We start from the raw sequence: 25,655 nt of genomic DNA, 5'->3' as shown, positions 1-25,655 counted from the left end.
ATGGCTGGAAAGGCCTGATGACAACGTTGTCATTCCGACATATCGTTCTCTTGGCGGTCGAGGGCCGCTGAGGGAGCGACGATGCAGTTCTTGTCCCGGTGGGATGGAAAACGCCTTTCGACGACGATTAGGGGCATTCCCCTGGTCGATGGCCTGGCCACTGAGGACATCGGCAGCCAGCGCTGGTCACCTTCACGCGGCGATCTTGCCCTGCCCGCCCTCACCCTGGATGAAGCCGCCTTCGCGGCCAACCGCGACCTCTTCCTGACATGGTGCGCGAGCGCCGGCGTCGCCGTCGCGCCCCACGCCAAGACGCCAATGTCGCCGGAGCTCGCCCGCTCACTGCGTGCGGCCGGCGCCTGGGGCACGACGGTCGCCAACATCCAGCAGGCCGCCGTGCTGCTCGCGAGCGGCGAGCGGCGCCTGCTGCTGGCCAACGAGATCGGCGGGCTCGCGGCCGGCCGTCGGCTCGGCGCGCTGCTCAGCGCCTATCCCGACGTCGAGTTTCACGCTTTTGCGGATTCACCGGCTGCGGTCGCAGCGCTCGCCGAGGCGGCGCGGATTGCGGGCCGCAGTGAATTGTCCGTGCTGGTCGAGCTCGGCGCAGGCCGTGCCGGCGCGCGCGATCGCACCGCGATCGAGGCGACGATTGCAGCCGTGCTCGCCGCCGACCGGCTCGTGCTCGGCGGCGTCGCGACCTACGAGGGCGCGGCCGCGACGTCCGACGCCGACGAAACCATGCGCGCGATCACGGCGCTGATGGAGCGTACCATCGAGACTTTTGCGCTGGTGCGCGCCGCCGCGCCGCAGCGACGATTGATCATGAGTGCGGGCGGCTCGGCCTATTTCGACGTCGTGGCCCGCGCGCTCGCACCCAGCGCGCAGGTCGACGGCAATGCCACCGTCCTCCTACGCTCCGGCGCGCTGTTCTTTGCCGATCACGGCATCTATGCCCGCGCCTTCGCCGAAATTGACCGGCGCGGCGGCCTGCTCGTTGACGGTCTGCGCCACTCCGCCGTGGACGGCTTTCGCCCCGCGCTGACGCTCTGGGCCGAAGTGCTGTCGCGTCCCGAAGACGGGCTTGCGATCGCCGGCTTCGGTATGCGCGATGCCTCTTTCGATCAGGGGCTGCCGGTCCCGTTGCGGGTCTTCCGCGACGGCGTCGAGCAGCAAGGCCTCGCCGAGAGCCTGTCGGTCGCTCGTCTCAACGACCAGCATGCGTTCCTGTCCGTCGCGCACCATTGCGCGCTTGCGGTCGGCGACATCATCGCCTTCGGCATCTCGCATCCCTGCACCTGCCTCGACCGCTGGCGCGTCATCCTCGGCCTCGACACCGACGGCGTCGTGACGCGCGCCCTCCCCACCCAGTTCGGCTGAGGGCAGCGATGAATTTCCTGCCGCTCTGGCGCTATCAGAACCAGCTCATCGACGGGGCCATCGTCACGCTCGAGCTGACGGTGATCGCCGCGCTGGCCGGGCTCCTGATCGGAATTGCCGGCGCGGTCGCGCTGAACGGCCGCATCGCGCCGCTGCGCTGGCTGGTGCGCGGCTACATCGAGCTGTTCCGCAACACGCCGTCGCTGATCCAGATCTTCATCATCTTCTTCGTGTTGCCGAACTTCGGCCTGAAGCTGCCGGCATTCGAATCTGCCGCCGTCGCGCTGTCGCTGTATTTCGGCGCCTATTCGGTCGAGATCATCCGCGCCGGTCTCGACTCCGTGCCGAAGAACCAGATCGAGGCCGGCCAGTGCCTTGGACTATCAGGCTGGCAGGTGTTCCGTCACATCCTGCTGCCGCCGGCGCTGCGCAACGCCTATCCGGCCGTGACCAGCCAGTTCGTCCTCCTGTTGCTTGGCACCTCGCTCGCCTCGCAGGTCGCAGCCGACGAGCTGTTTCATGTCGCGGGCTTCATCGAGAGCCGCACCTATCGCAGCTTCGAGGTCTATGCGGTGATCTGCGCGGTCTATTTCGCGATGGCAATGTCGTTCAAGGCGCTGTTCGCCGTTATCGGTCTGGCGGCCTTCCGCTGGCCGCGGCGGCGCTGAGGGGACGGCGATGCGATCCTTCACCCTCATCGATTTCGTCTCGCTGGTCGAAGCCCTGCGCTGGACCGTCGCGCTGGTCGCACTCGCGCTCGCCTTCGGCGCGCCGCTGGCGCTTGGCCTTGCGATGGGTCGCATCAGCCGCTTTGCGGGCCTGCGCTGGACCATGGCGGCGCTGATCCAGATCATCCAGAGTGTGCCGCTTCTCGGCCTGCTGTTCTTCTTCTATTTCGGCATGCCGGTATTTCTGGGCATCCAGGTGCCGGCACTTGTCGCCGTCACTGTCGCCTACACGCTCTACACCGCCGCCTTCCTCGGCGAGATCTGGCGCGGTGGCCTCGAAGCCGTGAAGCAGGCGCAATGGGAAGCCGGCGCCTGCCTCGGCCTCTCCGCCTGGCAGCAGTTCCGCCATATCATCGCGCCGCAGGCGCTGCGGCTGTCGCTGCCGCCGACCGTCGGCTTCCTGGTGCAGCTCATCAAGGGCACATCGCTTGCCTCGATCCTCGGCTTCGTCGAGCTCGCCCGCGCCGGCCAGGTGGTGAGCGCGGCGACGTTCCAGCCACTGCTCACCTACGCGCTCGTCGCCGCGATCTATTTCGCGCTGTGCCTGCCGCTCACGCTCTGGTCCCGCTCTCTGGAGGCCCGCCTCGATGGCTCTCGTTGAAATCCGCGACGTGCACAAGACATTCGGCAAGGTCGAGGTGCTCAAGGGCGTCTCGCTCGACGTCGAGGAAGGCGAGATCGTCACGATCATCGGCCGCTCCGGCTCGGGCAAGTCGACGCTGCTCCGCTGCATCAATGCGCTGGAGAGCGTCGATACCGGCGATATCCGCGTCGAGGGCGAGCGGGTTCATGCTGGGATGCCCGACCTGAAGAAATTCCGTCAGCGCGTCGGCATCGTGTTCCAGGCCTTCAACCTGTTTCCGCATCTGAAGGTCGAGCGCAACATCACGCTCGCCCCGCTCCTCACCGGCCGCATCGACAAGGCGAAAGCACGAGCGCTGGCCGAGGACGTACTGACCCGCGTCGGGCTCGCCGACAAGATCGACGCCTGGCCCGAACAGCTCTCCGGCGGCCAGCAGCAGCGCGTCGCGATCGCGCGCTGCCTCGCGATGGCGCCTCACCTCATGCTGTTCGACGAGGTGACGTCCGCGCTCGACCCGGAGCTGGTCGGTGAAGTCCTGAAGGTGATGGAGGCGATGGCGAAGCAAGGCATGACCATGATCCTCGTCACCCATGAGATGGGCTTTGCCCGCAACGTCGCCAACCGCATCGTCTTCATGCACCAGGGGCGGGTCTGGGAACAGGGCCCGCCGGCAAAACTGTTCGCCAACCCCGAGACCCCCGAGCTCGCAAGCTTCATCGCTTCCGCAAGATAATCATCCACCCATCCGCCACCAGGAGAGAGACATGAGACAACTGAAATCCCTCTTTGCAATCGCAGCGACAGCGCTTGCCGTCATTGCCGCGCCGAACCTCGCGCAAGCCGACAAGCTCCAGGACGTGCTCGGCTCCGGCAAGCTGCGCGTCGGCCTGCTGACCGATGCCGCGCCGTGGGGCTTCAAGGACGACAAGGGCGAGATCGCGGGTCTCGATGCCGACCTCGCCAAGCTGATCGCCGCCGACATGGGCGTGAAGCTCGAGCTCGTGCCGGTGACGGGCGCCGCGCGCATCCCGAGCCTGCTCTCCGACAAGATCGACATCCTGATCGCGGGCCTCGGCGCCACGCCCGAGCGGGCCCAGCAGGTAATGTTCTCGCAGCCCTACGCGGTGGTGAATCTCGGCGTCTACGGCGCCAAGTCGATTCCTGCCGCCACCGGCAAGAAGCCTGACAATCTCGACGGCCGCAGCGTTGCGGTGGCCAAGGGCTCGACGCTCGACGTCTGGCTCACCGACAATGCCCCGAAGGTGAAACTGGTGCGTTTTGAAGACACGCCGGCCGCACTCGCCGCCTTCCTCGCCGGACAGGCCGACACCTTCGCCGAGAACAGCGCCATCGCGCTGAAGGTGCAGGACCAGAACCCGACCAAGGAGGTCGAGCTGAAATTCCTGATCCGCCAGTCGCCGGCCCATGTCGGCGTCCGTCAGGGCGAGCAGAACCTGCTCAACTGGATCAACACCGACATCTTCTTCAACAAGCTCAACGGCAAGCTCGGCGCCCTTCAGCTGAAATGGTTCAAGGAAGAGCAGACGCTTCCGACGCTGTAAGCTCGCACACGGCTCCCGCATCATGCGGGAGCCGACCTTCACCAGGAGAATTTTGAGATGATCAAACGTTACGTCGTGGGATCGCGCATGAGCCAGGCCGTCGCCGCCGGCGGCATGGTGCACATCGCCGGCCAGGTCGCCGATGACCGCAAGGCCGGCATCGTGTCGCAGACCCAGCAGGTGCTCGCCAAGATCGACGCGCTGCTGAAAGAGGCCGGCTCCGACCGCTCCAAGCTGATCGCGGTCAATGTGTTCCTGCCGCACATCACCGACTTCGACACCATGAACTCGGTCTACGATTCCTGGATCGATCCGGCCAATCCGCCGGCGCGCGCCTGCGTCGAAGCCCGCCTCGCCGATCCCGATCTGCGCGTCGAGATGACCGCTGTCGCCTTGCTCTGACGGCGCCGCTCTTCCTTCAACCTTCGGCCGGCGTCGGCGACGACGCGGCCATGAGGCCTCCCATGCATACCGGACTGTTTCACGACATCGATTTCGGGAAGGACCAGAAATGGTCCGGCCATCTCGGCATTCCCTTCTCGATCGATCGCTCTCCCTATTACCAGCTCAATATCCCAATCTTCCGGATCAAGAACGGCGCCGGCCCGAAGCTGCTTCTGATGGCCGGCAATCACGGCGATGAATATGAGGGCGAGATCACGCTGACGCGGCTGTATCGCCGGCTCGATGCGAACGCCATCAAGGGTGAGATCACCATCCTGCCCTTCGCCAATTGGCCCGCCGTGATGGCGGCGCGCCGCCGCTCGCCGCTCGACGAGGGCAATCTCAACCGCGCCTTCCCGGGCGATGCCGCGGGCACGCCAACGTTTCGTCTGGCGCATTTCCTCGAGCACGAGCTGTTTCCGCGTCACGATGTCGTCTTCGACATCCATTCCGGCGGCACGTCGATGGCGCATGTGCCCTGCGCATTGATCGAGCGGCAGGGGCCGCCCGAAATGTTCGCCCAGGCGTTGCGCCTGATGGAGGGGCTCGGCATGCCCTTCGCCTTCGTCGCCGAGAACGGCGCCACGGCGCCGACCTCGATGGCGGCGGCCGCGCGCGCCGGCGCAATCGGGCTGTCAGGTGAGTTCGGCGGTGGCGGCACCGTCACGCCGCAGACCATGGCGCTCACTGCGCGCGCGGTCGATCGCCTGCTGCTCGCGCTCGGCATCGTCCAGGCGCCGGTGCTGGGGCCACATGCGCCGGTCGAGCGCGCCACCGAACTGCTGGCGCTGCAAAGCCATGCACAGGCGGTGTTCGCGACGCGGCGCGGCTGGTTCGAGCCTGCGGTCATGGTCGGCGCGCGCGTTGCGGCCGGCGATATCGCCGGCTGGTATCACGATTTCGAGCGCCCGGAGTTGCCGGAAGAGGTGCTGCGCTTCCCCGCCGACGGCATCGTGATCTCGCAGCGCCTGCACACCGACAGCCAGAGCGGCGACTGCCTCGTCCAGGTCGGCCGCGCGCTGTCGCGTGACGAGTTGCCGGCGCGCTAAACTTTGGAGACGATACCGACTGCGATTACACTCGGGATTCGATGACCGATCCGGCAAAGCCGACCTATGACGACGTGGTGCGCATTCCGGCGCCGCGCGGCCGCAGCAGTGCGACCGGGCGGCCGCCGCGCATCGAGGAGGTGGCGGAGCGCGCCGGGGTATCGCCGATCACGGTGTCGCGGGTCCTACGCCACCCCGAAAAGGTCAACCGCGAGACTCGCGAGCGCATCCTCGAGGTGATCGAGGCGACCGGCTACGCCTCCAACCCGCATGCGCGCGCGCTGCGCTCGGGCCGATCGAACGTGGTCGTCGCCTTCGTCTCCAACATCCTCAGCCAGCAGTTTGGCCTCGCGGTGCGCAGCTTCGCCGCGACGCTGGAGCCTGAGGGGTTCGAGGTGCTGGTCGGCCAGACCTCCTACTCCTATGCCAAGGAAGTCGCGATGATCCAGTCGCTGCGCGGCATCCGGCCCGCGGCAGTGATGTTCACCGGCGTGATCGAGCTCGAGGAGAACCGCGCAGCGCTTGCCGAGCTCGGCATTCCCGTGATCGAGACCTGGGCGTTTCCGCGCGATCCCATCGACATGCTGGTTGGCCTGCCCAACGCGGATGCCGGCGCGATGGCGGCGCGCAGGCTGGCCGCGGCCGGACATCGGCGCGTCGCCTTCATCGGCCGCAGCAGCGGCCGTGGCGCGCTGCGCCGCGACGGCTTTCGTGCGGCAGCGGCGCAGCTCGGCCTCGAGATCGTCCACGAGATCGGCGTCGGTGAGATCACTGGCCTCGTCGACGGCCGTGCCGCCTTCATCGCCCTGCTCGAGCGCGGCGGCGACGTCGATGCCGTGTTCTGCGCCAATGACCTGCTCGCGACCGGCGCGCTGATCGAGGCCCGCGCCCGCGGCCTGTCGGTGCCGCGCGATCTCGCCGTGCTCGGCTTCGGCGACAACGACGTCGCCGACCAGATCACGCCCGGCCTCACCACCATCTCGTTCGATGCGGCGGCCGTGGGACGTATCGCGGGCGAATTGCTTTTGGCGCGCCTCTCCGGAGCGTCGGCTGCCGAGCAACGGCTCGCGGTCGATCTGTTCCTGGTCGAACGCGGCAGCGTCTGAGCGTTGCGACTTACGCGACGCTCTTGAGGTCCTGCTGGATCGCAGCCAACAGGGATTCCAGAGCGGCGCTGCTCACGGGCGGAGCGTCGGCCTTCGCGGGCTGGACACTGGCCGGCTGTGCAGCCTTGACCGGACGCTTCGGAAATGGGGGCGGAGGCACCGGCATCGAGGGCTGGGAGAAATCGCCCACGTCTTCGGCGTGAATGAACTTGCCATGGATGACGTCGTCGCGCCGGCCCATGACGAACATGGTCGCCCAATAGCCGGCGGCCAGAAGAATGACGCAGAAAATACCGATCTCTAACATCGCAACACCCGAAATATGTGCGATGATTCAATGCCTTCGCTTTTTCGTCAATGAACCGACGGTCACACCTGCGGCTTTTGCGGGCTGGTGTGGCCAATCGGTGACTCTTTTTTAACCAACCAGCGCCCTGAAGGGGGCTGGTTGTGCCAAATCAGGCCTTGTCCGGTCCGACCCGCACCAGTTGCTTGCCGAAATTGGCGCCCTTCAGGAGGCCCATGAAGGCGCCGGGGGCGCTCTCCAGGCCCTCGGTGACGAACTCCTTGTACTTGACCTTGCCGTCGCGGACCCAGGTGGACATGTCGCGCAGGAAGTCGCCATGCCGGCTGGCGAAGTCCGAGACGATGAAGCCGCGGAAGGTCAGGCGCTTGGTCAGGGTGGCGCGCATCATCGATGCCGCCCATTTCGGCGGCTTCGCCTCGGTGTCGTTGTAATGGGCGATCAGGCCGCAGACCGGCACACGCGCGAACGGGTTGAGCAGCGGGAACACCGCCTCGAACACCGCGCCGCCGACATTCTCGAAATAGACGTCGATGCCCTTTGGACAGGCGTCTTTCAGCTTGGCGGCGAGATCAGGGTCGCGGTGATCGATGCAGGCATCGAAGCCGAGCTCTTTCACCACGTAATCGCACTTGTCCTTGCCACCGGCAATTCCAACCGCGCGGGCGCCCTTGATCTTGGCGATCTGGCCGACGGCCGAACCGACCGCGCCGGAAGCGCCGGCGACAACGACGGTCTCGCCCGCTTGCGGCTTGCCGATGTCGAGCAGGCCCGTATAGGCGGTCATACCGGGCATGCCGAGCACACCGATGGAGGTCGAAATCGGACCGAGCTTGGGATCGACCTTGATCAGGCCCTTGCCGCTGGAGATCGCGTGCGATTGCCATCCGGTACGGGCTCGCACGATGTCGCCTGCCGCGAAATCAGGATTGTTGGAGGCTGCGACCTCGCTGACCGCCTCGCCTTCCATCACGCCGCCGATCGGCACCGGTGCGGCGTAGGACGGACCATCGCTCATGCGGCCGCGCATATAGGGATCGAGCGACAGCCAGACGGTGCGCAGCAGCACCTCACCTGCACCGGGCGAAGGAATCGCGAATTCCTCGATGCGGAAATCAGACGGCTTGGGCTCGCCGACGGGACGCGCGGCGAGAACGATGCGTTTTGCTTGGGACATGATGGCTTCCTCCTGAATGCTTGTTGCAATCATTTAGGAGGTGCGTGGGAATGAAGCAAATCCCACACTCGCTGTCATCGCCCGCGAAAGCGGGCGATCCAGTATTCCAGAGGCGACTGTGATTAAACCGAGAAGCCGCGGCGTACCGGATTCCCCGCCTTCGCGGGAAATGACAGCGGAGAAAATGGCGAGCGCGCCGAAACCGACGCGCAGCAGAGGGCGACCCTAACCCCCGCCCGGATAGTTCGGGCTTTCGCGCGTGATCGTCACGTCGTGGACGTGGCTTTCGCGCAGGCCCGCACCGGTGATGCGGACGAAGTTCGCCTTCTCGTGCAGCTCCTTCATGTCCTTTGCGCCGACATAGCCCATCGCGGCGCGCAGGCCGCCGGCGAGCTGGTGCATGACGTTGCCGACCGGGCCCTTGTAGGGCACCTGGCCCTCGATGCCCTCAGGCACGAGCTTGAGCGTATCCTTGATGTCCTGCTGGAAGTAGCGATCCGCCGAGCCGCGCGCCATCGCGCCGACCGAGCCCATGCCGCGATAGGCCTTGTAGGAACGGCCCTGCCACAAGAATACTTCGCCCGGTGTCTCGTCGGTACCGGCAAGCAGCGAGCCGACCATCGCGATGTCGGCACCGGCGGCGAGCGCCTTGGCCAGATCGCCGGAGAACTTGATGCCGCCGTCGGCGATGACGGGGATGTCGGACTTCTTCGCCGCTTCCACCGCATCCATGATCGCGGTGAGCTGGGGAACGCCAACGCCGGCGACGATGCGCGTGGTGCAGATCGAGCCCGGGCCGATGCCGACCTTGATGCAATCAGCGCCCGCGTCGATCAGCGCCTGCGCGCCCTCCGATGTGGCGACGTTGCCGGCAACGACCTGCACGGAGTTGGACAGACGCTTGATGCGGTTGACGGCGTGCAGCACGTGGCGGGAATGGCCGTGCGCGGTGTCGACCACGACGAGATCGACGCCGGCGTCGATCAGCCGCTCGGTGCGCTCGAAGCCGGTGTCGCCGACGGTGGTGGCGGCGGCGACGCGCAGGCGGCCCTGCGCGTCCTTGCAGGCGAGCGGATGGGCGACCGCCTTCTCCATGTCCTTGACGGTGACGAGGCCGACGCAGCGATACTGCTCGTCGACCACCAGCAGCTTCTCGATGCGATGCTGGTGCAGCATCCGCCGCGCTTCGTCCTGGCTGACATTCTCGCGCACCGTGACGAGGCCTTCATGCGTCATCAGCTCGGAGACTTTTTGCCGGCGGTCGGTCGCAAACCGCACGTCGCGGTTGGTGAGGATGCCGACCAGCTTGCCCGGCGTGTTCTTGCCTGCGCCGGTGACGACGGGAATGCCGGAGATGCCGTGGTCGCTCATCAGCTTGAGCGCATCGTCAAGCGTCGCATCGGGGCTGATGGTGAGCGGGTTCACCACCATGCCCGACTCGTAGCGCTTGACTTGCCGCACCTGAGCGGCCTGCCCTTCGGGATCGAAATTGCGGTGGATGACGCCGAGGCCCCCGGCCTGCGCCATGGCGATCGCCATGCGGGATTCGGTGACGGTATCCATGGCGGACGCCATGATCGGGATGTTGAGCGGAATGGCGCGGGTGACGCGGGAGCGGATGTCGACCTCGCCCGGCATGACGTCCGACAGGCCCGGCTTCAACAGCACGTCGTCGAACGTAAAGGCTTCGCGAATGCTCTGTTGCACCGTGGCCATGTGCCAACTCCTTCCTGCGGCCCTGCCGCAAATAGCTATGGATGAGCGCCGCCCTCGGCGTACCTTGCGGCATCACCGGAGAATCGGAGCCCATCAGTGGGGTTGACGCGGGTCGATAGCACGGCCGCGTGACGAATCAAAGCAATTCGGCCCGCTGGCCAGCCATGCACAGGCTTTTTAGGTAAATTCGCCGTGGACAGCCGGGGCGGCGTCCCATCCCACCGTCACTCCGGGGCGCGACGCTCGCGCCAAGTGGCGCGCCCCGGAGTGACGACGGCGCGGAACGACGTGTCCGGCCATCGAGCGCAACCCGGAAGAGAGGGTCACATCGTTGTTACGCAGGATTTAGGTGCTATGCGTTGATCCGCAATGGTCCCGGCCGAGTCGTGGTGTTAAGCCGCAATTGCCGCCCCTCCTTCCGATTATCATTACCAATCCGTCATGGTCGACAAGCAACGCATCATTCCGCTGATCGTGGCCACTGCTCTCTTCATGGAGAACATGGACTCGACTGTCATCGCCACCTCGCTGCCGGCGATCGCAGCCGATATTGGCACCAGCCCGCTGACGTTGAAGCTCGCCATCACGTCCTATCTGCTCTCGCTCGCCGTGTTCATCCCGGCGAGCGGCTGGACGGCCGATCGCTTCGGCGCGCGGATGGTGTTCGCGATCGCGGTCGGCGTGTTCATGGTGGGCTCGCTCGGCTGCGCGCTCTCGACCTCGGTCACCGATTTCGTGTTCGCGCGCATCCTGCAAGGCATGGGCGGGGCGATGATGACGCCGGTCGGGCGCCTCGTGCTGCTGCGCTCGGTCGACAAGAGCGCGCTGGTCAATGCGATGGCCTGGGTGACGGTCCCTGCCCTGATCGGCCCCGTGATCGGGCCGCCGCTCGGCGGGTTCATCACAACTTACGCCTCGTGGCACTGGATCTTCCTGATCAACATCCCGATCGGCCTGCTCGGCATCTTCATGGCCTTGAAGTTCATCGATCCCATCAAGAGCGAGGAACGCGAGCCGTTCGATCTCTACGGCATGTTGCTCGCAGGGCTCGGGCTCGCCGGCATTGCGTTCGGCCTGTCCGTGGCCGGCCTCAACCTCTTGCCCTGGAGCACGGTTGCAGCGCTGGTCGTGGGCGGTTCGATCTCGATGACGCTCTACGTCATCCATGCGCGACGGACGGGATCACCGGTGCTCGACTTCTCGCTCTTGAACCTGCCGACGCTGCGCGCCGCCATCCTCGGCGGGTTCCTATTCCGCCTCGGCATCGGCGCGCTGCCTTTCCTGCTGCCGCTGCTGATGCAGATCGGATTCGGCCTGTCGCCATTCAAGTCCGGCCTCGTCACCTTCGGCTCCTCGCTCGGCGCCATGGGCATGAAGGCGCTGGCCGCGCGCCTTATCCGCACCTTCGGTTTCCGCAATTTGATGACGGTGAACGCGATCGTCAGCGCATTCTTTCTCGGCATCTGCGCGCTGTTCACGGTGACGACGCCGCTGCTCATCATCCTGGTCATCCTGGTGGTTGGCGGATTCTTCCGCTCGCTCGAGTTCACCGCGATCAACACGGTCGCCTATGCCGACGTCGAGCCGCCGCAGATGAGCCGCGCCACCACGCTCGTCAGCGTCAACCAGCAGCTCGCGGTCTCCGCCGGCGTCGCCGTCGGCGCGGCTTCCGTGGAGACGACGATGTGGCTCAGCCATGTCAGCGAGCTCAACGCCACGGTATTCGCGCCCGCCTTCGTCGTGGTCGCGTTGACCTCGGCGGTCTCGAGCTGGTTCTTCTGGCAGATGCCCGCCGATGCCGGCCATGAAATCTCCGGCCGCAAGGCGGTCGACATTTCCAGCCGCAAGGGTGCCGCGAAGAGTGCCGCAAGCGCCGCCGTCAAGACCGCGACGGAGGATACCCAGGACGTGCGGGATCAGCGGCTGGGGTAGCGCCTCTTCTCGTCCGCGGCTACGCCTTCGCTTCGCCGCGAAACCCCGTCGCCAGCACGTAGCGCTCCGACGAATCCTGCCGGCTCGCGGCCGGCTTCACATGGCGCACCGTCGCAAAGTCGCGCTTGAGCTGGGCGAGCAGCTCGGCGTCTGCGCCGCTCTGGAACGCCTTGGCCAGGAACGTCCCACCGGGCTTGAGCACGTCGCAGGCGAACGCGGCGGCGGTCTCGATCAGGCCGACGATGCGGAGCTGGTCGGTCTTGCGGTGACCGGTGGTGTTGGCGGCCATGTCGGACATCACGATGTCGGCGCCACCCCCGAGCATCGCAGTAAGCTTCGCGGGTGCGTCATTGTCCATGAAGTCGAGCTGCGCGAAGTCGACGCCGGCAATTTCGGGCATATCCAGCAGATCGATCGCGACGACCTTGCCTTTGCCGTCGATCGAGCCGACGCGCTTGGCGGCGATCTGGCTCCAGCCGCCCGGCGCAGCGCCGAGGTCGACCACCGCCATGCCGTGCTTCAGCAACCGGTATTTGTCGTCGATCTCGAGCAGCTTGAAAGCAGCGCGCGAGCGATAACCCAACGCCTTCGCCTTGACCACATAGGGATCGTTGAGCTGCCGCTCCAGCCACAGCTTCGACGACAATTTGCGCTTGCCGCCAGTCTTGACCTGAACGTGCAAGCGGCCGGTGGTATCCTTGGCCATCTCACCAGCTCCTGAGCGCGCCGTCCTCGCGCATCATCTCGACCAGCATGCCCTCGCGCAGGCCCCGGTCGGCGACGCGCAGGCGCGGCAGCGGAAAGGCACGGCGGATCGCATCGAGGATGGCGCAGCCGGCGAGCACGAGATCGGCGCGCTCGACGCTGATGCAGCTGTTGCCGGCGCGCTCCTCGTAGCTCATGCCGAGCAGCTTGTTGATGGTCGCGGTGATGTCGGTATCGTTCATCCAGATGCTGTCAATGCGGCGGCGGTCGTAGCGCGCGAGATTGAGATGGATGCCGGCGAGCGTCGTCACGGTACCCGACGTGCCGAGCAGGTGCATGTCCGTGAGATCGTGGCCGTGCTGTTCGGCGAACGGCGCGACGTGCCGTGCGACCTCGCTCTCCATCGCGGCGTAGATCTCCGGCGTCACGTCGCGGCCGCCGAACTGTTCGGCAAGCGTGACCACCCCATGGGGGATCGACATCCAGGCTTTGATGCGCGGCTCCGGATTTGCGGGATCGCGCTCGATCCGCACCAGCTCGGTCGAGCCGCCGCCGATGTCGAACAGGATCGCGCCCCGGCCCCTGGGGTCGACCAGCGGCGAGCAGCCGAGCACGGCCAGCGCGGCCTCGGTCTCGCGGTTGATCACCTCGAGCTCGATGCCGGTCTCGGCCGCGACGCGGCTGCGGAAACCTTCGGCGTTGGAGGCCGCGCGGCAGGCTTCGGTCGCGATCAGCCGCAAGCGGCGCGCCTTGCGCAGATTGATCTTGTCGCGGCAGATGCTGAGCGCCGCAATCGCGCGCTCGATCGCGGCTTCGCTGATGCAGCCGGTCGCCGAGACCCCCTCGCCGAGCCGGATGATGCGCGAGAAGGAATCGACCACGCGAAAGCCGTCGCTGGTCGGACAGGCGATCAGCAGCCTGCAATTGTTGGTTCCGAGGTCCAGCGCCGCATAGACGCCGGTTCCCGGCGCTTGCGCGGCGACGGCCGGTTCGGGGGCCAATGCCACCGCCGCCATCGACCCCTCGAGCTCACCGTGCGGCCCATGATGCGTACCATGGCCGTCGCGGAGCCGCGTGTGGTCATTCATACAAATTGTCTTTCCGCGGCCCGCTGGGGCCGAGCTGGAATTGCTTTTTCGCCTGAAACATTAGCAGCGCGGCAGGCCTGCGCAACAACGCATCACATGGGACCATGCCCATTCGTGCGTTGTCGTGAACGGGGCGGTGGGTTATTTTTAGAGGGTCCGGTCCTCTAGGCGCCCCCCAAAACGCGCAATTGCCGGCTTTTCAGGTCAATTCCATGCAAGAACACACCAAATCGTCCACGCTCGAAAACGCTATTGCACTGCAAAAATATGGCGTCGGGCAGCCCGTCCGCCGCAAGGAGGATGACACCCTGGTGCGCGGCAAGGGCCGTTACACCGATGATTTCAACCTGCCCGGCCAGGCCTATGCCGTGGTGGTCCGCTCGACCCATGCCCATGGTCTCATCCGCGGCATCGGCACCGACACCGCCAAGGCGATGCCGGGCGTGCTCGGGGTGTGGACCGGCAAGGACCTCGATGCCGCCGGCTATGGCCCCTTCACCTGCGGCCTGCCCCTGAAGAGCCGTGACGGCTCGCCCCTGCTCCAGACCAACCGCCAGCCGCTGGCGACCGACAAGGTCCGCTTCGTCGGCGATCCCGTTGCCTTCGTGGTCGCCGATACGCTGGCCCAGGCGCGCGATGCGGCCGAGGCCGTCGAGCTCGATATCGAGCCGCTGCCCGCCGTGACCGATCCGGAAGAGGCGACGAGGCCCGGCGCACCGCTGCTCTACGACCACATCCCGAACAACGTCGCGCTCGACTACCACTACGGCGACATGGACAAGGTCAACGCAGCCTTCGCCAGCGCCGCCCACGTCACCAAGATCGACATCGAGAACACCCGCGTCGCGGTGGTCTCGATGGAACCGCGCGTCGGGCTCGCCTCCTACGACAAGAAGACCGAGCGCTACACCATCCAGATGCCGACGCAGGGCGTCGCGGGCAACCGCGCCAACCTCGCCAAGAACCTGAAAGTGCCGAACGAGAAGGTCCGCATCCTCACCGCCAATGTCGGCGGCTCCTTCGGCATGAAGAACGTCAACTATCCCGAGTACATGTGCATCTTGTACGCGGCGAAGGCATTGGGAAAGCCGGTGAAGTGGCTCGACGAGCGCTCGACCAGCTTCCTCTCGGACAGCCACGGTCGTGCGCAGAAGATCCATGCCGAGCTCGCGCTCGATGCCGAGGGGCACTTCCTCGCGGCCAAGCTCTCTGGCTACGGCAATCTCGGCGCCTACATCACTGGCGTCGCGCCCGGGCCGCTCTCGCTCAACACCGGCAAGAATTTTTCCAGCGTCTACCGCACGCCGCTGATGGGCGTCGACATCAAGACGGTGCTGACCAACACCACTCTGATGGGCGCCTATCGCGGCGCCGGCCGGCCCGAGGCGAACTACTACATGGAACGGCTGATCGACCGCGCGGCCGACGAGATGGGCATCAACCGGCTGACCCTGCGCAAGCGCAACTTCATCAAGCCGAACCAGATGCCGTTCCCGGCCTCCTCCGGCGTCACCTATGACAGCGGCGATTTCCAGGCCGTCTTCAACAAGGCGCTCGAAATCTCCGACCACGAGAATTTCGCCAAGCGCAAGAAGGAGAGCAAGAAGGCCGGCAAGCTGCGCGGCATCGCGGTCGGCTCCTATCTCGAGGTCACTGCGCCGCCGAGCCCTGAGCTTGGCAAGATCGTGTTCGATCCTGACGGTTCCGTGCAGCTCATCACCGGCACGCTCGATTACGGCCAGGGTCACGCCACGCCATTCGCACAAGTGCTGTGCGCGCAGCTCGGCGTTCCCTTCGAGAGCGTGAAGCTCGTGCAGGGCGACAGCGACATCGTCCATACCGGCAACGGCACCGGCGGCTCGCGCTCGATCACCGCGAGCGGCCAGGCCATCGTGGGGGCGGCCAAGCTCGTCATCGAAAAAGGCAAGCGCGCCGCCGCGCATATGCTGGAGGCGTCCGAGGCCGATATCGAATTCGCTGACGGCAGCTTTACGATCGCCGGCACAGACCGCAGCATCGACATCATGGAGCTCGCCAAGAAGCTTCATGACGGCAAGGTGCCGGACGGTGTGCCCGACAGCCTCGACGTCGATCACACCAGCGACCCGGTCGCCTCGGCCTTCCCGAACGGCTGCCACGTCGCCGAGGTCGAGATCGACCCCGAGACCGGCGTCGTGCAGATCGTGCGCTACAGCGCGGTGAACGATTTCGGTACGGTGATCAACCCGCTGCTGGTCGCAGGCCAGCTCCATGGCGGCGTCGTCCAGGGCATCGGCCAGGCGCTGATGGAGCACGTCCGCTACGACGAGAGCGGCCAGCCGATCACGGGCTCGCTGATGGACTACGCCCTGCCCCGCGCCGAGGACGTGCCGTTCATGGCGATCGGCGATCATCCGGTACCGGCCACGACCAATCCGCTCGGCAGCAAGGGCTGCGGCGAAGCCGGCTGCGCCGGCAGCCTGTCGACAGTGGTGAACGCGGTGGTCGATGCGCTCGCCGACTACGGCATCAAGCACATCGACATGCCGCTGACGCCTGAGCGGGTGTGGCGGGCGATCCAGGATGCGAAGGGCAAGGCGGCGTAGGGCTGCGCTCGCTTCCGTTTCCACAACAATGCTGTCATCGCCCGCGAAGGCGGGCGATCCAGTACTCCGAGACTTTAGTGATTGACCGATGGGCCGCGGCGTACTGGATGCCCCGCCCCCGCGGGGCATGACACCGTCTTTGGGGCGAGCGCTTGTCGCCCGATCGCCATCGGTGCCTACGCCGCCGCCTGCTCGCGCGGCTGGTAGATCGCGGTGTGCTGGCAATGCGCGACCGGCGTGGTGCCGTTGGCGACGACCAGTGCGTCGAGCTCGACGAAGCGGTGGCCCTTCTTCTCGTAGTTCGCGGTCACCTTCGCTCGCGCGGTGATCTCGTCGCCGGTGCGCGCGACCGACAGCAGCTGCATGCGACTGCCGACGTGGATCCACGGGCCCAGAATCGTATTGTCGACCAGCACGCGGTTCATGACGCGCTGGATCAGGCCGGGATGGCCGAGCCCCTCGCGCGCGAAGATCGGATCGGCTTCCCTGACATCGGCGAGATAGTCAGTCGCGTCCTGGCCGGCCCAGCGACGGGGCATCGTGCCGAGCCATTTGCCGGTCTCGAAGGTCGCCGGGCTGACCGGCTTACGCTCGGCAACCACGGGGACCTCGACATAGTCGTTCAGCGAAACCGCCGGCGCGGCCGCCGGCAGCGAGGCCGTCCCGGTGGCGCAGAGTTCGGTGCGGCTGAACACTTCGATCGTCAGCAGGCCATTGTGCTCGGTCGCATCGACATCGGCGGTCTCGCCGTCATAGACCGGCTTGATGAAGCGGGCTTCGACCAGCCCGCGCGACAGGAAATCGCGCCCCCAGCGGGCGACCGGCACGTGCATCATGTAGGCGAAGACGTCGACGCCCGGGACCAGCCCGCCGGAGAAGCCGAAGCGCCGCGCCACCGTGTCGTCATGCATCTTGTTTTCGGACTGCTTTGCGGTGTTGTAGGCCTCAACGCGGTAGGTTTCGAGCCGGTTCGGCATGGCTGGTCTTCCCCAAAATTCTTGTTGTTTCGGACCGATCGTAGGCCCCGGGGAACACCGGTCAATCCCCTCGCCTTTGCGGCCCGAATGGGGTACCACGCCGCCGATGACTGACACGCCCACCCGTATCTATGTCGACGCCGACGCCTGTCCGGTGAAGGACGAGATCTACCGCGTCGCGACCCGGCATGGCGTGCCCGTGAGCGTGGTCGCCGGCAATTTTATTCGCGTGCCGCAGGATCCGCTCATCGAGCGCATCGCCGCCGGCGCCGGCATGGACGCGGCCGATGACTGGATCGCCGAGCGGGCCAAGCCGGGCGATGTCGTCGTGACATCGGACATTCCGCTGGCCAGCCGCTGCGTCAAGGCGGGGGCCGACGTGATCGCGCCGAACGGGAAACCGTTCACCGAGGAGTCGATCGGGATGACGCTCGCCGTGCGCAATCTGATGACGGATTTGCGCTCGGCGGGCGAAGTCACCGGTGGGCCCCGATCGTTCGCGCCGCGCGATCGCTCCGCATTCCTCTCGGCGCTCGACCAGACGCTGCGCCGGATCCAGCGCCGCCGCGCCGATCAAGCCGCGACAAGTCAGGGTTGACGATGGCGCCGCCACTGATCCAACTCAAGGACATCAAGCTGACCTTTGGTGGCACGCCGCTTCTGAGCGGCGTCGAGCTCAATGTCGCGCAAGGCGAGCGGGTCTGCCTGATCGGCCGCAACGGCTCGGGCAAGTCGACGCTGCTGAAGATCGCGGCCGGCTTGGTCGAGCCCGATGGCGGCACCCGTTTCGTGCAGCCGGGCGCCACGGTTCGCTATCTGCCGCAGGAGCCTGACTTCGGCGACCACAAGACCACGCTCGCCTATGTCGAGGCCGGGCTTGCGCCGGGCGACGATCCCTACCAGGCGCGCTATCTGCTGGAGCAGCTTGGGCTGACCGGCGACGAGAACCCCGCAAACGTCTCCGGCGGCGAAGCGCGCCGCGCGGCGCTGGCCTGCGTGCTGGCGCCCTCACCCGACATTCTGCTGCTGGACGAGCCGACCAACCATCTCGATCTCTCCACCATCGAATGGCTGGAGAAGGAGCTCGACAGCCGCCGCAGCGCGCTGGTGATCATCAGCCATGACCGCCGCTTCCTCTCCAATCTCTCGCGCTCCACCGCCTGGCTCGACCGCGGCCGGATCAAGCAGATCGACCGTGGCTTTAGCGCATTCGAGGCCTGGCGCGACGAGGTGCTGGCCGAGGAAGAACGCGACCAGCACAAGCTCGACCGCAAGATCGTCGACGAAGAACATTGGCTGCGCCACGGCGTCTCCGGACGGCGCAAGCGCAACGTCAAGCGGCTCGGCAATCTGCATGCGCTGCGTGACCAGCGGCGCAACTATCGCGGCACAGCCGGCACCGCCAGTCTCGCCGCGGCCGAAGCCGAGCAATCCGGCAAGCTGGTGATCGAGGCCAAGGGCATCACCAAGGCCTTTGGCGAGCGCATCATCGTCGACAATTTCTCCACGCGTATCCAGCGCGGCGACCGGCTCGGCATCGTCGGGCCGAACGGTGCCGGCAAGACCACGCTGGTCAATCTGCTCACCGGCGGCGCGCAGCCTGACTCCGGCACCGTACGGTTGGGAGCCAATCTGGAGACGGCCACGCTCGACCAGCACCGCGAAAGCCTCGATCCCAAATCGACGCTGGCCGAGGCGCTGACCGGCGGCCGCGGCGACCAGATCATGGTCGGCGGCAAGCCGAAGCATGTGGTCGGCTACATGAAGGATTTTCTGTTCGCGCAGGAGCAGCGCGGCACGCCGGTGGAGGTGCTCTCCGGCGGTGAGCGCGGCCGGCTGATGCTGGCGCGCGCGCTGGCAAAGCCATCGAACCTCCTGGTGCTCGACGAGCCGACCAACGACCTCGATCTCGAGACCCTCGACGTGCTTGAGGACATGCTCGGCGACTACGAGGGCACCGTCATCCTGATCAGCCACGACCGCGACTTCCTCGACCGCGTCGTCACCTCGGTGATCGCGCCCGAGGGCAACGGCAGGTGGACCGAATATGCCGGCGGCTACAGTGACATGCTGACCCAGCGCGGCGCGGACCTGAAGCGCGAGACCGCGAAGGCGCAAACCCCTGCCGAGAAGAAAGAGGAGCGGCTAGCTGCGCCCGCCTCCGCACCCAAGCGGCGCTTGAGCTTCAACGAGAAGCACGCGCTGGAGACGCTGCCGAAGAAGATGGAGACGTTGCAGGCCGACATTGCAAAGCTGCAGCGTGTGCTGGACGATCCCAACCTCTACATCAAGGATCGCAAGAAATTCGACGATACGTCGGCCGCCATCGCCAAGGCACATGACGAACTATCCGCCGCCGAAGAGCGCTGGCTCGAACTTGAAATGCTCCGTGAAGAAATCGAACAGGCCTAGCGCGCATTCCGCAAAAGTGGGCACCGGTTTTGCGATCAGAATGCGCGCCAACTAAGAGACTCCCATGACCACACCCCTCGCCGCAAAGATTGCCCGCGAATACGGCACGCCCTGCGCCGTCATCGACATGGACAAGGTCGAGCGCAACATCGCGCGCATCCAGAAGGCCTGCGATGACGCCGGCATCGCCAACCGACCGCATATCAAGACGCACAAGAACCCGACGATCGCGAAGATGCAGGTCGCAGCGGGCGCCAAAGGCATCACCTGCCAGAAGATCGGCGAGGCCGAGATCATGGCCAATGCTGGCATCGACGACATCCTGATCAGCTATAACCTCCTCGGCGAAGAGAAGATGGCGCGGCTTGGCGCGCTCCAGGCCAAGGCGAACATGACGGTTGCCGCGGACAATTCGACCGTCATCGCCGGTCTGCCCAAGGCGGCAGCGGCGTCCGGCCGTCCGCTCTCCGTCGTGGTCGAATGCGACACTGGCCGCAAGCGCGCGGGCGTCGAGACGCCGGCGGAAGCGATCGCACTCGCACGCGAGATCGCAGGCTCCAAGGGGCTCGAGTTCGCCGGTTTCATGCTCTACCCGACCGAGACCGGCTGGGGCGATGCGCAGAAGTTTTACGACGAGGCACTGGCCGGCGTGCGCGCCCACGGGCTGGATGCGAAGATCGTCTCGACCGGCGGCACGCCGAACCTCGTCAACATCGGCAAGCTCAAGGGTGGCACCGAGCATCGCTTCGGCACCTATATCTACAACGACCGCATGCAGGTCGCGGCCGGCTCGGCGACCTGGGACGACTGCGCGCTGCACATCTATTCGACCGTGGTGAGCCGGGCCGCCCCCGAGCGCGGCATTCTGGATGCCGGCTCAAAGACGCTGACGACGGACACCGGCGGCCTCGACGGCCACGGCCTGATCCTGGAGCATCCCGAAGCCAAGATCGCGCGCTTCGCCGAGGAGCACGGCTTCCTTGATCTGTCCCGCAGCAACACGCGGCCCAATGTCGGCGACGTCGTCCGGATCGTGCCGAACCACGTCTGCGTCGTCGTCAACATGATGGACGAGGTGCTGATGGTGCGCGGCGAGGAAATCATCGGCACGCTGCCGGTGGCCGCGCGCGGGAAACTGCGGTAGAGGCCACTACTGTCCCAGCCGTCATTGCGAGGAGCGAAGCGACGAAGCAATCCAGACTATCTCCGTCGAGGGATTCTGGATTGCTTCGCTGCGCTCGCAATGACGGTGGTTAGCTGCTGAGCCATTCCAGCACGCCCCTGCCCGCCGCAGCCCCCGTCGCAAACGAGGCCTGCAACAGATAGCCACCCGTCGGCGCTTCCCAGTCCAGCATCTCGCCGGCGGCAAACACGCCGGGCAGCTTGCGCAGCATGAAGCGCTCGTCGAGCTCGTCGAAGGTGATCCCGCCCGCAGTCGAGATCGCGCGATCAATCGCAGCGATGCCGGTGAGCTGAACCGGAATGCCGTTGATCAAATGCGCAAGCTCGGCCGGTGAGAACGCTGCGAGCGGCCGGCCGGATGCGATGGCGGCCTCCTGCATCAGACCGATCCCGACCGGCGACACTTGCGCCGCCTTGCGCAAGAAGTTCGCGAGCGACTGCTTGCCGCGCGTGCCTGACAGGCGTTTCGTCAGCGCCTCAGCCTCGAGGTCGGGCCGCAATGCGATTGTGAGCGTCGCCTGTCCGAGACCCAGCACCGCCTCGCGCAGCTCCGCCGACAGCGCGTAGATCGCACCGCCCTCGATGCCGCTGCGGGTGATCATCGCTTCGCCGCGCACCGTGTGCGCGCCGATCGTCAGCGCCACGCCCTTGAGCGGCTGGCCCTCGAAACGATCGCGGAACACGTCGGACCATGCGACGGTGAAGCCGGAATTGGCCGGTCGCAACGTTGAGATGGCAATGCCCTTTGCGGCGAGGATATCGGCCCAACCGCCGTCCGACCCGAGCCGCGGCCAGCTTGCGCCTCCGAGCGCGAGGACTGTGGAGTTAGCTGCGATAGCGATCGGGCCGTCGTGTGCGTGAAACAGCAACCGCCCTTCCGCATCCCAACCGATCCAGCGATGTCGAAAGGCAAACCGCACGCCGGCCGCATCGAGCCGCCGCAGCCAGGCGCGCAGCAAAGGCGAGGCTTTGAACGCTTTCGGAAACACGCGGCCGCTGGTGCCGACGAACGTCGGCTCGCCCAGCGCCTCGCTCCACGCGCGCAGCGCCTCGGGTGAAAACGCTTCGACCGCCGCGCGCAGATGCGGCATCGCCTCCCGGTAGCGCGCGAGAAACTCCGGCAGCGGCTCACTGTGGGTGAGGTTGAGCCCGCCGCGGCCGGCCATCAGGAATTTACGGCCCGCGGACGGCATGGCGTCGTAGACGGTGATACGGGCGCCGCCTTGCGACAGCACCTCCGCCGCCATCAGCCCGGCGGGACCGGAACCGATGATGGCAACATCAGTCAGAGCTTGATCCCCGCCCGCGCCGCGGCCTGCGCGACGTATTTCTGCGTCTGCTCGAACGCGCCCTGCAAGGCCTTGGCCTTCGACATGTCGCTGATCTCGGCGAAATGCGCGGCGATCGCATCCGGCGTCCATTCGGATTCCGGCAGGTTGATGCCTTCGCTCTCGAGAATCTTGATCACCGCGAACGAGCCGGCGCCGGCACCCATGATGGTGCGGGTCGGCGCGTCCTCGCTCAGCATGTACTCGACGGCCGGCGTGATCGCATTCGGCTTCATCAGTTGCAGCGCCTGCGGCGGCAGCAGCTCTTCGGTCATGCGGGTTGCAGCCGTCGGTGAGATGATGTTGACGCGGATATTGGCCTTGCGGCCCTCTTCGGCCAGCACGTTCATCAGGCCGACCATGCCGGATTTCGCCGCGCCGTAATTGGCCTGGCCGAAATTGCCGTAGAGGCCGGAGGACGACGTCGTCAGCACGATGCGGCCGTAATTGCGGTCGCGCATCCCGGCCCAGACCGCCTTGCAGCAGTAGAAGGTGCCGACGAGGTGCACGTCGAGCACCTTCTGGAAATCGGCGGCTTCCATCTTGCCGAACGATTTGTCGCGCAGGATGCCGGCATTGGCGCACATGAGGTCGACGCTGCCCCACTCCTTGGTGGCGCGCTCGACCATCGCGGTGACCTGCTCGAAATTCGAGACGTCGGCACCATCGGCCATCGCGGTGCCGCCGGCTTTGCGGATTTCCTCGACCACGGCTTCCGCAGGAGAGAGCGAACCGCCACTGCCGTCGCGCGCGCCGCCGAAATCGTTGACCACAACCTTTGCACCACGGCTGGCGAGGCCGAGCGCGTGCGCGCGCCCCAGACCATTGCCTGCCCCGGTGACGATGGCGACGCGTCCGTCGAACCTGATTGCCATTGTGCTTCCTTTCTTCCTTCTCCCCTTGTGGGAGAAGGTGGCGCGAAGCGCCGGATGAGGGGTATCTCTCGGCAGCGGAGCTCGCGGAGAGATACCCCTCACCCGGCTTCGCGTTCCGCGAAGCCACCCTCTCCCACAGGGGGAGAGGGTAAGAGCACTCCGCGAGAGATTTCGACACGCTTTTGAGCAGCGATGGAGGACCGGGTCAAGCCCAGCCGGACTTACGCGAAATAGATCAAGCCGAGCCAGTCGGCAACCAGCGCCGGCTTGTCCTCACCTTCGATTTCCACTGTAACGTTGGTGCGGGACTGCAATTCGTTGGGCTTGCGCAGCTTGGCTTCAGCCAGCACGAACCGGCCGCGGACGCGTTTTCCCGAGCGCACAGGCGAGATGAAGCGCAGCTTGTCGAAACCGTAATTGACACCCATCGTGGTGCCGGCGATCACAGGCATCACCTCGTAGGACATGATCGACAGCAGCGACATCGTCAGGAAGCCGTGCGCGATGGTGGTGCCGAACGCGGTTTCTTTCTTCGCGCGCTCAGGATCGACGTGGATGAACTGGTGATCCTCGATCACGTCGGCATAGGTGTCGATGCGAGGCTGATCGATCAGGTGCCACGAGGATACGCCGATCTCCTTGCCGACCATGGCCTGATAGGCCTCCAGCGTGATCGGCGGCTTCTTCCAGACTTCGTTCACTTAGGTCTCACTCCGTGTTTTCGGCAGCTCCGGAAAATCCTCCTCGCGGAACTCCCGGCCACGCAGCGGATCGTTGCGATCATCGTCGCGCTCCAGCCGTCGTAGCTGCACGCGCCGGATTTTGCCAGAGATCGTCTTCGGCAGCTCGGTCACGATTTCGAGGCGGCGGATGCGCTTGAACGGCGCAAGGCGCGTGTGCAGGTGCTTGAAGATCGACAGCGCGGTCTCGGGCGTCCGCTCGGCGTCTGCCGTCAGCAGCACGAAGGCCTTGGGAATCGCGAGCCTGATCGGATCCGGGCTCGGCACGACAGCAGCTTCGGCGACGAGCTCATGTTCGAGCAGCACGCTCTCCAGCTCGAACGGGCTGATGCGATAGTCGGAGGATTTGAAGACGTCGTCGGAGCGGCCGACGAAGGTAAGATAGCCATCCGCGTCAGCGAATACGACGTCGCCACTGCGATAGAGTTCGCCTTCCGCACCGGAGAGCTGGCCGTCATCGCCTTGGTAGCCCTGCATCAGGCCAGCGGGACGGTTCGCACCGAGCACCAGCGCCACTTCGCCTTCCTTTGCGGGGTTGCCGTCGGCGTCGCTGACCTGGACGCGATAACCCGGCAGCGGCCGGCCCATCGAGCCGACCTTGATCTTCTGTCCGGGCGAGTTGCCGGCAAGCGCCGTGGTCTCGGTCTGGCCGTAACCGTCGCGGATGGTGAGACCCCAGGCCGCCTGCACCTGGTCGATCACTTCAGGATTGAGTGGCTCGCCCGCGCCGCAGACCTCGCGCAACGCGACCTTGAACGACGCAAGGTTCTCCTGGATGAACAGTCGCCACACCGTCGGCGGCGCGCACAGCGTGGTGACGCCACAGCGGCCAATAGTTGCAAGCAGAGCCTTGGCATCGAAGCGCGGCTGGTTGACCACGAACACGGTGGCGCCGGCGTTCCACGGCGCGAAGAAGCAGCTCCACGCGTGCTTGGCCCAGCCGGGCGATGAGATGTTGAGATGGACGTCGCCGGGCTTCAGCCCGATCCAGTACATCGTCGAGAGATGGCCGACGGGATAGCTGCGCTGGCTGTGCAGCACGAGCTTCGGCTTTGCGGTGGTGCCGGAGGTGAAATAGAGCAGCATCGGGTCGTCGGCATTGGTCGCACTGTCAGGCGCAAAACTCTCCGAGGCCTTCGCCGCCTCGTCATAGGCAAGCCAGCCGTCAGAGACTGCGCCAACCACGATGCGCACGACATTCTCGGCACCAAGGCTCGCGAATTTCGCGACCTGATCTTGCGCTGCGACCACGGCTTTCGCCTTGCCGCGATCAAGCCGGTCGCGCAGTTCGTCGGCGGTGAGCAGCGTGGTCGCGGGAATCACGACGACGCCGAGCTTCATCGCCGCCAGCATGGTCTCCCACAACGGGACGACATTGCCGAGCAGCAGCAACAAATGATCGCCGCGCTTCAAGCCCTGCGCGCGGAGGAAGTTCGCAACCTGATTGGAGCGCTTCGACAGCGCCGCAAAGGACAGTTTTGTCTGTTTGTCCTGCGCGGCATCGACGATCCAGAGCGCGGGCCGGTCCTTGCTGTCAGCATTCGTCGCCAGCTCGGCGTCGAACCAGTCGAGCGCCCAGTTGAAGGGAACCGGATCGGGCCAACGGAAGTCTTTGACCGCTGTCTCGTAGTCCGTGCGGTGCTTTAGTAGAAACGCACGCGCTTCCTGAAAGGTGGTCATGGTTCGAGCCCGTCGAATTGATCTTCGAACGTAGATGGGGTAACGGGCCCCCCGGCCTTCCATCCAAGCCGCGCTCGCTACGGCGCAATTTGATGGCGCGCGTCG

23 protein-coding genes are annotated in these 25,655 nt (G+C 65.9%); 13 read left to right on the top strand and 10 right to left on the bottom strand.

The window, feature by feature from the left end; all coding sequences use genetic code 11:
• Window positions 1-81 precede the first annotated feature (81 nt).
• From AC1RR3_RS32150 to AC1RR3_RS32115, 8 genes are all read left to right on the top strand, one after another.
• The gene (locus tag AC1RR3_RS32150; protein WP_492828228.1) at window positions 82-1,377 is read left to right on the top strand and encodes an amino acid deaminase; all 1,296 of its coding nucleotides are present in this window, start codon (window positions 82-84) and stop codon (window positions 1,375-1,377) included.
• An 8-nt stretch (window positions 1,378-1,385) separates the two neighbouring features.
• On the top strand, window positions 1,386-2,045 hold the full coding sequence (locus AC1RR3_RS32145) for an amino acid ABC transporter permease (RefSeq protein ID WP_492828227.1): 660 nt from the start codon (window positions 1,386-1,388) through the stop codon (window positions 2,043-2,045).
• 10 nt (window positions 2,046-2,055) lie between these two features.
• Window positions 2,056-2,706 carry an amino acid ABC transporter permease gene (locus AC1RR3_RS32140; RefSeq protein WP_492828225.1) on the top strand — a complete coding sequence of 217 codons (651 nt, stop codon included), beginning with the start codon at window positions 2,056-2,058 and terminating at the stop codon, window positions 2,704-2,706.
• Window positions 2,693-3,421: an amino acid ABC transporter ATP-binding protein gene (locus tag AC1RR3_RS32135; protein WP_492828223.1), complete on the top strand. Its 729-nt coding sequence runs from the start codon at window positions 2,693-2,695 to the stop codon at window positions 3,419-3,421. Before AC1RR3_RS32140 ends, AC1RR3_RS32135 begins: the two co-directional genes overlap by 14 nt.
• 31 nt (window positions 3,422-3,452) lie before the next feature.
• The gene (locus tag AC1RR3_RS32130; protein WP_492828221.1) at window positions 3,453-4,250 is read left to right on the top strand and encodes a transporter substrate-binding domain-containing protein; all 798 of its coding nucleotides are present in this window, start codon (window positions 3,453-3,455) and stop codon (window positions 4,248-4,250) included.
• Between the two features lie 57 nt (window positions 4,251-4,307).
• Window positions 4,308-4,652, top strand: a complete 345-nt coding sequence (locus AC1RR3_RS32125; RefSeq protein WP_092183004.1) for a RidA family protein — start codon at window positions 4,308-4,310, stop codon at window positions 4,650-4,652.
• Window positions 4,653-4,714: 62 nt separating this feature from the next.
• A complete protein-coding gene (locus tag AC1RR3_RS32120; protein ID WP_492828219.1) occupies window positions 4,715-5,743 on the top strand; it encodes a succinylglutamate desuccinylase/aspartoacylase family protein in 1,029 nt (342 codons plus the stop codon).
• A 41-nt stretch (window positions 5,744-5,784) separates the two neighbouring features.
• Window positions 5,785-6,849: a LacI family DNA-binding transcriptional regulator gene (locus AC1RR3_RS32115; protein WP_492828217.1), complete on the top strand. Its 1,065-nt coding sequence runs from the start codon at window positions 5,785-5,787 to the stop codon at window positions 6,847-6,849.
• 10 nt (window positions 6,850-6,859) lie between these two features.
• On the opposite strand, the gene AC1RR3_RS32110 is transcribed toward AC1RR3_RS32115, so the two are convergent.
• From AC1RR3_RS32110 to guaB, 3 genes are all read right to left on the bottom strand, one after another.
• Window positions 6,860-7,156: a hypothetical protein gene (locus AC1RR3_RS32110; protein WP_492828215.1), complete on the bottom strand. Its 297-nt coding sequence runs from the start codon at window positions 7,154-7,156 to the stop codon at window positions 6,860-6,862.
• 151 nt (window positions 7,157-7,307) lie between these two features.
• A complete protein-coding gene (curA, locus tag AC1RR3_RS32105) occupies window positions 7,308-8,330 on the bottom strand; it encodes an NADPH-dependent curcumin/dihydrocurcumin reductase (protein ID WP_492828214.1) in 1,023 nt (340 codons plus the stop codon).
• A 225-nt stretch (window positions 8,331-8,555) separates the two neighbouring features.
• Window positions 8,556-10,046 carry an IMP dehydrogenase gene (guaB, locus tag AC1RR3_RS32100; protein ID WP_492828212.1) on the bottom strand — a complete coding sequence of 497 codons (1,491 nt, stop codon included), beginning with the start codon at window positions 10,044-10,046 and terminating at the stop codon, window positions 8,556-8,558.
• A 441-nt stretch (window positions 10,047-10,487) separates the two neighbouring features.
• Here guaB and AC1RR3_RS32095 point away from each other — a divergent pair, with 441 nt between their 5' ends.
• Window positions 10,488-11,978, top strand: a complete 1,491-nt coding sequence (locus tag AC1RR3_RS32095) for an MFS transporter (protein ID WP_492828210.1) — start codon at window positions 10,488-10,490, stop codon at window positions 11,976-11,978.
• Window positions 11,979-11,997: 19 nt separating this feature from the next.
• On the opposite strand, the gene AC1RR3_RS32090 is transcribed toward AC1RR3_RS32095, so the two are convergent.
• The gene (locus tag AC1RR3_RS32090) at window positions 11,998-12,684 is read right to left on the bottom strand and encodes an RlmE family RNA methyltransferase (protein WP_492828208.1); all 687 of its coding nucleotides are present in this window, start codon (window positions 12,682-12,684) and stop codon (window positions 11,998-12,000) included.
• A gap of 1 nt (window position 12,685) precedes the next feature.
• Entirely contained in the window at window positions 12,686-13,771 is a 1,086-nt protein-coding gene (locus AC1RR3_RS32085) for a Ppx/GppA phosphatase family protein (protein WP_492828206.1), read from the bottom strand.
• Window positions 13,772-13,983: 212 nt separating this feature from the next.
• On the opposite strand from AC1RR3_RS32085, the gene AC1RR3_RS32080 reads away from it, so the two are divergent.
• A complete protein-coding gene (locus tag AC1RR3_RS32080; RefSeq protein WP_492828204.1) occupies window positions 13,984-16,356 on the top strand; it encodes a xanthine dehydrogenase family protein molybdopterin-binding subunit in 2,373 nt (790 codons plus the stop codon).
• A 176-nt stretch (window positions 16,357-16,532) separates the two neighbouring features.
• Here AC1RR3_RS32080 and AC1RR3_RS32075 read toward each other — a convergent pair whose 3' ends face one another.
• Window positions 16,533-17,333 carry a hypothetical protein gene (locus tag AC1RR3_RS32075; RefSeq protein ID WP_492828202.1) on the bottom strand — a complete coding sequence of 267 codons (801 nt, stop codon included), beginning with the start codon at window positions 17,331-17,333 and terminating at the stop codon, window positions 16,533-16,535.
• A 106-nt stretch (window positions 17,334-17,439) separates the two neighbouring features.
• Between AC1RR3_RS32075 and AC1RR3_RS32070 the strand changes: the two genes are divergently transcribed.
• The 3 genes from AC1RR3_RS32070 (at window position 17,440) to AC1RR3_RS32060 (ending at window position 20,889) form a co-directional block, all read left to right on the top strand.
• Window positions 17,440-17,931 carry a YaiI/YqxD family protein gene (locus AC1RR3_RS32070; RefSeq protein ID WP_492828200.1) on the top strand — a complete coding sequence of 164 codons (492 nt, stop codon included), beginning with the start codon at window positions 17,440-17,442 and terminating at the stop codon, window positions 17,929-17,931.
• A gap of 2 nt (window positions 17,932-17,933) precedes the next feature.
• Window positions 17,934-19,745: an ABC-F family ATP-binding cassette domain-containing protein gene (locus tag AC1RR3_RS32065; protein ID WP_492828198.1), complete on the top strand. Its 1,812-nt coding sequence runs from the start codon at window positions 17,934-17,936 to the stop codon at window positions 19,743-19,745.
• A gap of 64 nt (window positions 19,746-19,809) precedes the next feature.
• A complete protein-coding gene (locus tag AC1RR3_RS32060) occupies window positions 19,810-20,889 on the top strand; it encodes a D-TA family PLP-dependent enzyme (protein ID WP_492828197.1) in 1,080 nt (359 codons plus the stop codon).
• Between the two features lie 109 nt (window positions 20,890-20,998).
• Here the strand turns inward: AC1RR3_RS32060 and AC1RR3_RS32055 are convergent, their stop codons facing one another.
• From AC1RR3_RS32055 to AC1RR3_RS32040, 4 genes are all read right to left on the bottom strand, one after another.
• Complete coding sequence (locus tag AC1RR3_RS32055) at window positions 20,999-22,216, bottom strand: BaiN/RdsA family NAD(P)/FAD-dependent oxidoreductase (RefSeq protein ID WP_492828522.1); 1,218 nt, start codon at window positions 22,214-22,216, stop codon at window positions 20,999-21,001.
• The gene (locus tag AC1RR3_RS32050; protein WP_492828195.1) at window positions 22,213-23,130 is read right to left on the bottom strand and encodes an SDR family NAD(P)-dependent oxidoreductase; all 918 of its coding nucleotides are present in this window, start codon (window positions 23,128-23,130) and stop codon (window positions 22,213-22,215) included. Before AC1RR3_RS32050 ends, AC1RR3_RS32055 begins: the two co-directional genes overlap by 4 nt.
• 221 nt (window positions 23,131-23,351) lie before the next feature.
• Window positions 23,352-23,831 carry a MaoC family dehydratase gene (locus tag AC1RR3_RS32045; protein ID WP_211409380.1) on the bottom strand — a complete coding sequence of 160 codons (480 nt, stop codon included), beginning with the start codon at window positions 23,829-23,831 and terminating at the stop codon, window positions 23,352-23,354.
• Window positions 23,832-25,550 carry an AMP-binding protein gene (locus AC1RR3_RS32040; RefSeq protein ID WP_492828193.1) on the bottom strand — a complete coding sequence of 573 codons (1,719 nt, stop codon included), beginning with the start codon at window positions 25,548-25,550 and terminating at the stop codon, window positions 23,832-23,834.
• Between the last annotated feature and the right edge of the window lie 105 nt (window positions 25,551-25,655).

Source organism: Bradyrhizobium sp. GW821-FHT13H05, assembly GCF_058804065.1.
The sequence above is the reverse complement of the archived record's forward strand: the minus strand, read 5'-3'. Positions and strand labels throughout refer to the sequence as shown.

Bases quoted from the DNA above. Each gene is read 5' to 3' on its own strand.
- AC1RR3_RS32150 (WP_492828228.1), top strand. From the start codon at position 82: ATGCAGTTCTTGTCCCGGTGGGATGGAAAACGCCTTTCGACGACGATT.
- AC1RR3_RS32145 (WP_492828227.1), top strand. From the start codon at position 1,386: ATGAATTTCCTGCCGCTCTGGCGCTATCAGAACCAGCTCATCGACGGG.
- AC1RR3_RS32140 (WP_492828225.1), top strand. From the start codon at position 2,056: ATGCGATCCTTCACCCTCATCGATTTCGTCTCGCTGGTCGAAGCCCTG.
- AC1RR3_RS32135 (WP_492828223.1), top strand. From the start codon at position 2,693: ATGGCTCTCGTTGAAATCCGCGACGTGCACAAGACATTCGGCAAGGTC.
- AC1RR3_RS32130 (WP_492828221.1), top strand. From the start codon at position 3,453: ATGAGACAACTGAAATCCCTCTTTGCAATCGCAGCGACAGCGCTTGCC.
- AC1RR3_RS32125 (WP_092183004.1), top strand. From the start codon at position 4,308: ATGATCAAACGTTACGTCGTGGGATCGCGCATGAGCCAGGCCGTCGCC.
- AC1RR3_RS32120 (WP_492828219.1), top strand. From the start codon at position 4,715: ATGCATACCGGACTGTTTCACGACATCGATTTCGGGAAGGACCAGAAA.
- AC1RR3_RS32115 (WP_492828217.1), top strand. From the start codon at position 5,785: ATGACCGATCCGGCAAAGCCGACCTATGACGACGTGGTGCGCATTCCG.
- AC1RR3_RS32110 (WP_492828215.1), bottom strand. From the start codon at position 7,156: ATGTTAGAGATCGGTATTTTCTGCGTCATTCTTCTGGCCGCCGGCTAT.
- curA (WP_492828214.1), bottom strand. From the start codon at position 8,330: ATGTCCCAAGCAAAACGCATCGTTCTCGCCGCGCGTCCCGTCGGCGAG.
- guaB (WP_492828212.1), bottom strand. From the start codon at position 10,046: ATGGCCACGGTGCAACAGAGCATTCGCGAAGCCTTTACGTTCGACGAC.
- AC1RR3_RS32095 (WP_492828210.1), top strand. From the start codon at position 10,488: ATGGTCGACAAGCAACGCATCATTCCGCTGATCGTGGCCACTGCTCTC.
- AC1RR3_RS32090 (WP_492828208.1), bottom strand. From the start codon at position 12,684: ATGGCCAAGGATACCACCGGCCGCTTGCACGTTCAGGTCAAGACTGGC.
- AC1RR3_RS32085 (WP_492828206.1), bottom strand. From the start codon at position 13,771: ATGAATGACCACACGCGGCTCCGCGACGGCCATGGTACGCATCATGGG.
- AC1RR3_RS32080 (WP_492828204.1), top strand. From the start codon at position 13,984: ATGCAAGAACACACCAAATCGTCCACGCTCGAAAACGCTATTGCACTG.
- AC1RR3_RS32075 (WP_492828202.1), bottom strand. From the start codon at position 17,333: ATGCCGAACCGGCTCGAAACCTACCGCGTTGAGGCCTACAACACCGCA.
- AC1RR3_RS32070 (WP_492828200.1), top strand. From the start codon at position 17,440: ATGACTGACACGCCCACCCGTATCTATGTCGACGCCGACGCCTGTCCG.
- AC1RR3_RS32065 (WP_492828198.1), top strand. From the start codon at position 17,934: ATGGCGCCGCCACTGATCCAACTCAAGGACATCAAGCTGACCTTTGGT.
- AC1RR3_RS32060 (WP_492828197.1), top strand. From the start codon at position 19,810: ATGACCACACCCCTCGCCGCAAAGATTGCCCGCGAATACGGCACGCCC.
- AC1RR3_RS32050 (WP_492828195.1), bottom strand. From the start codon at position 23,130: ATGGCAATCAGGTTCGACGGACGCGTCGCCATCGTCACCGGGGCAGGC.
- AC1RR3_RS32040 (WP_492828193.1), bottom strand. From the start codon at position 25,550: ATGACCACCTTTCAGGAAGCGCGTGCGTTTCTACTAAAGCACCGCACG.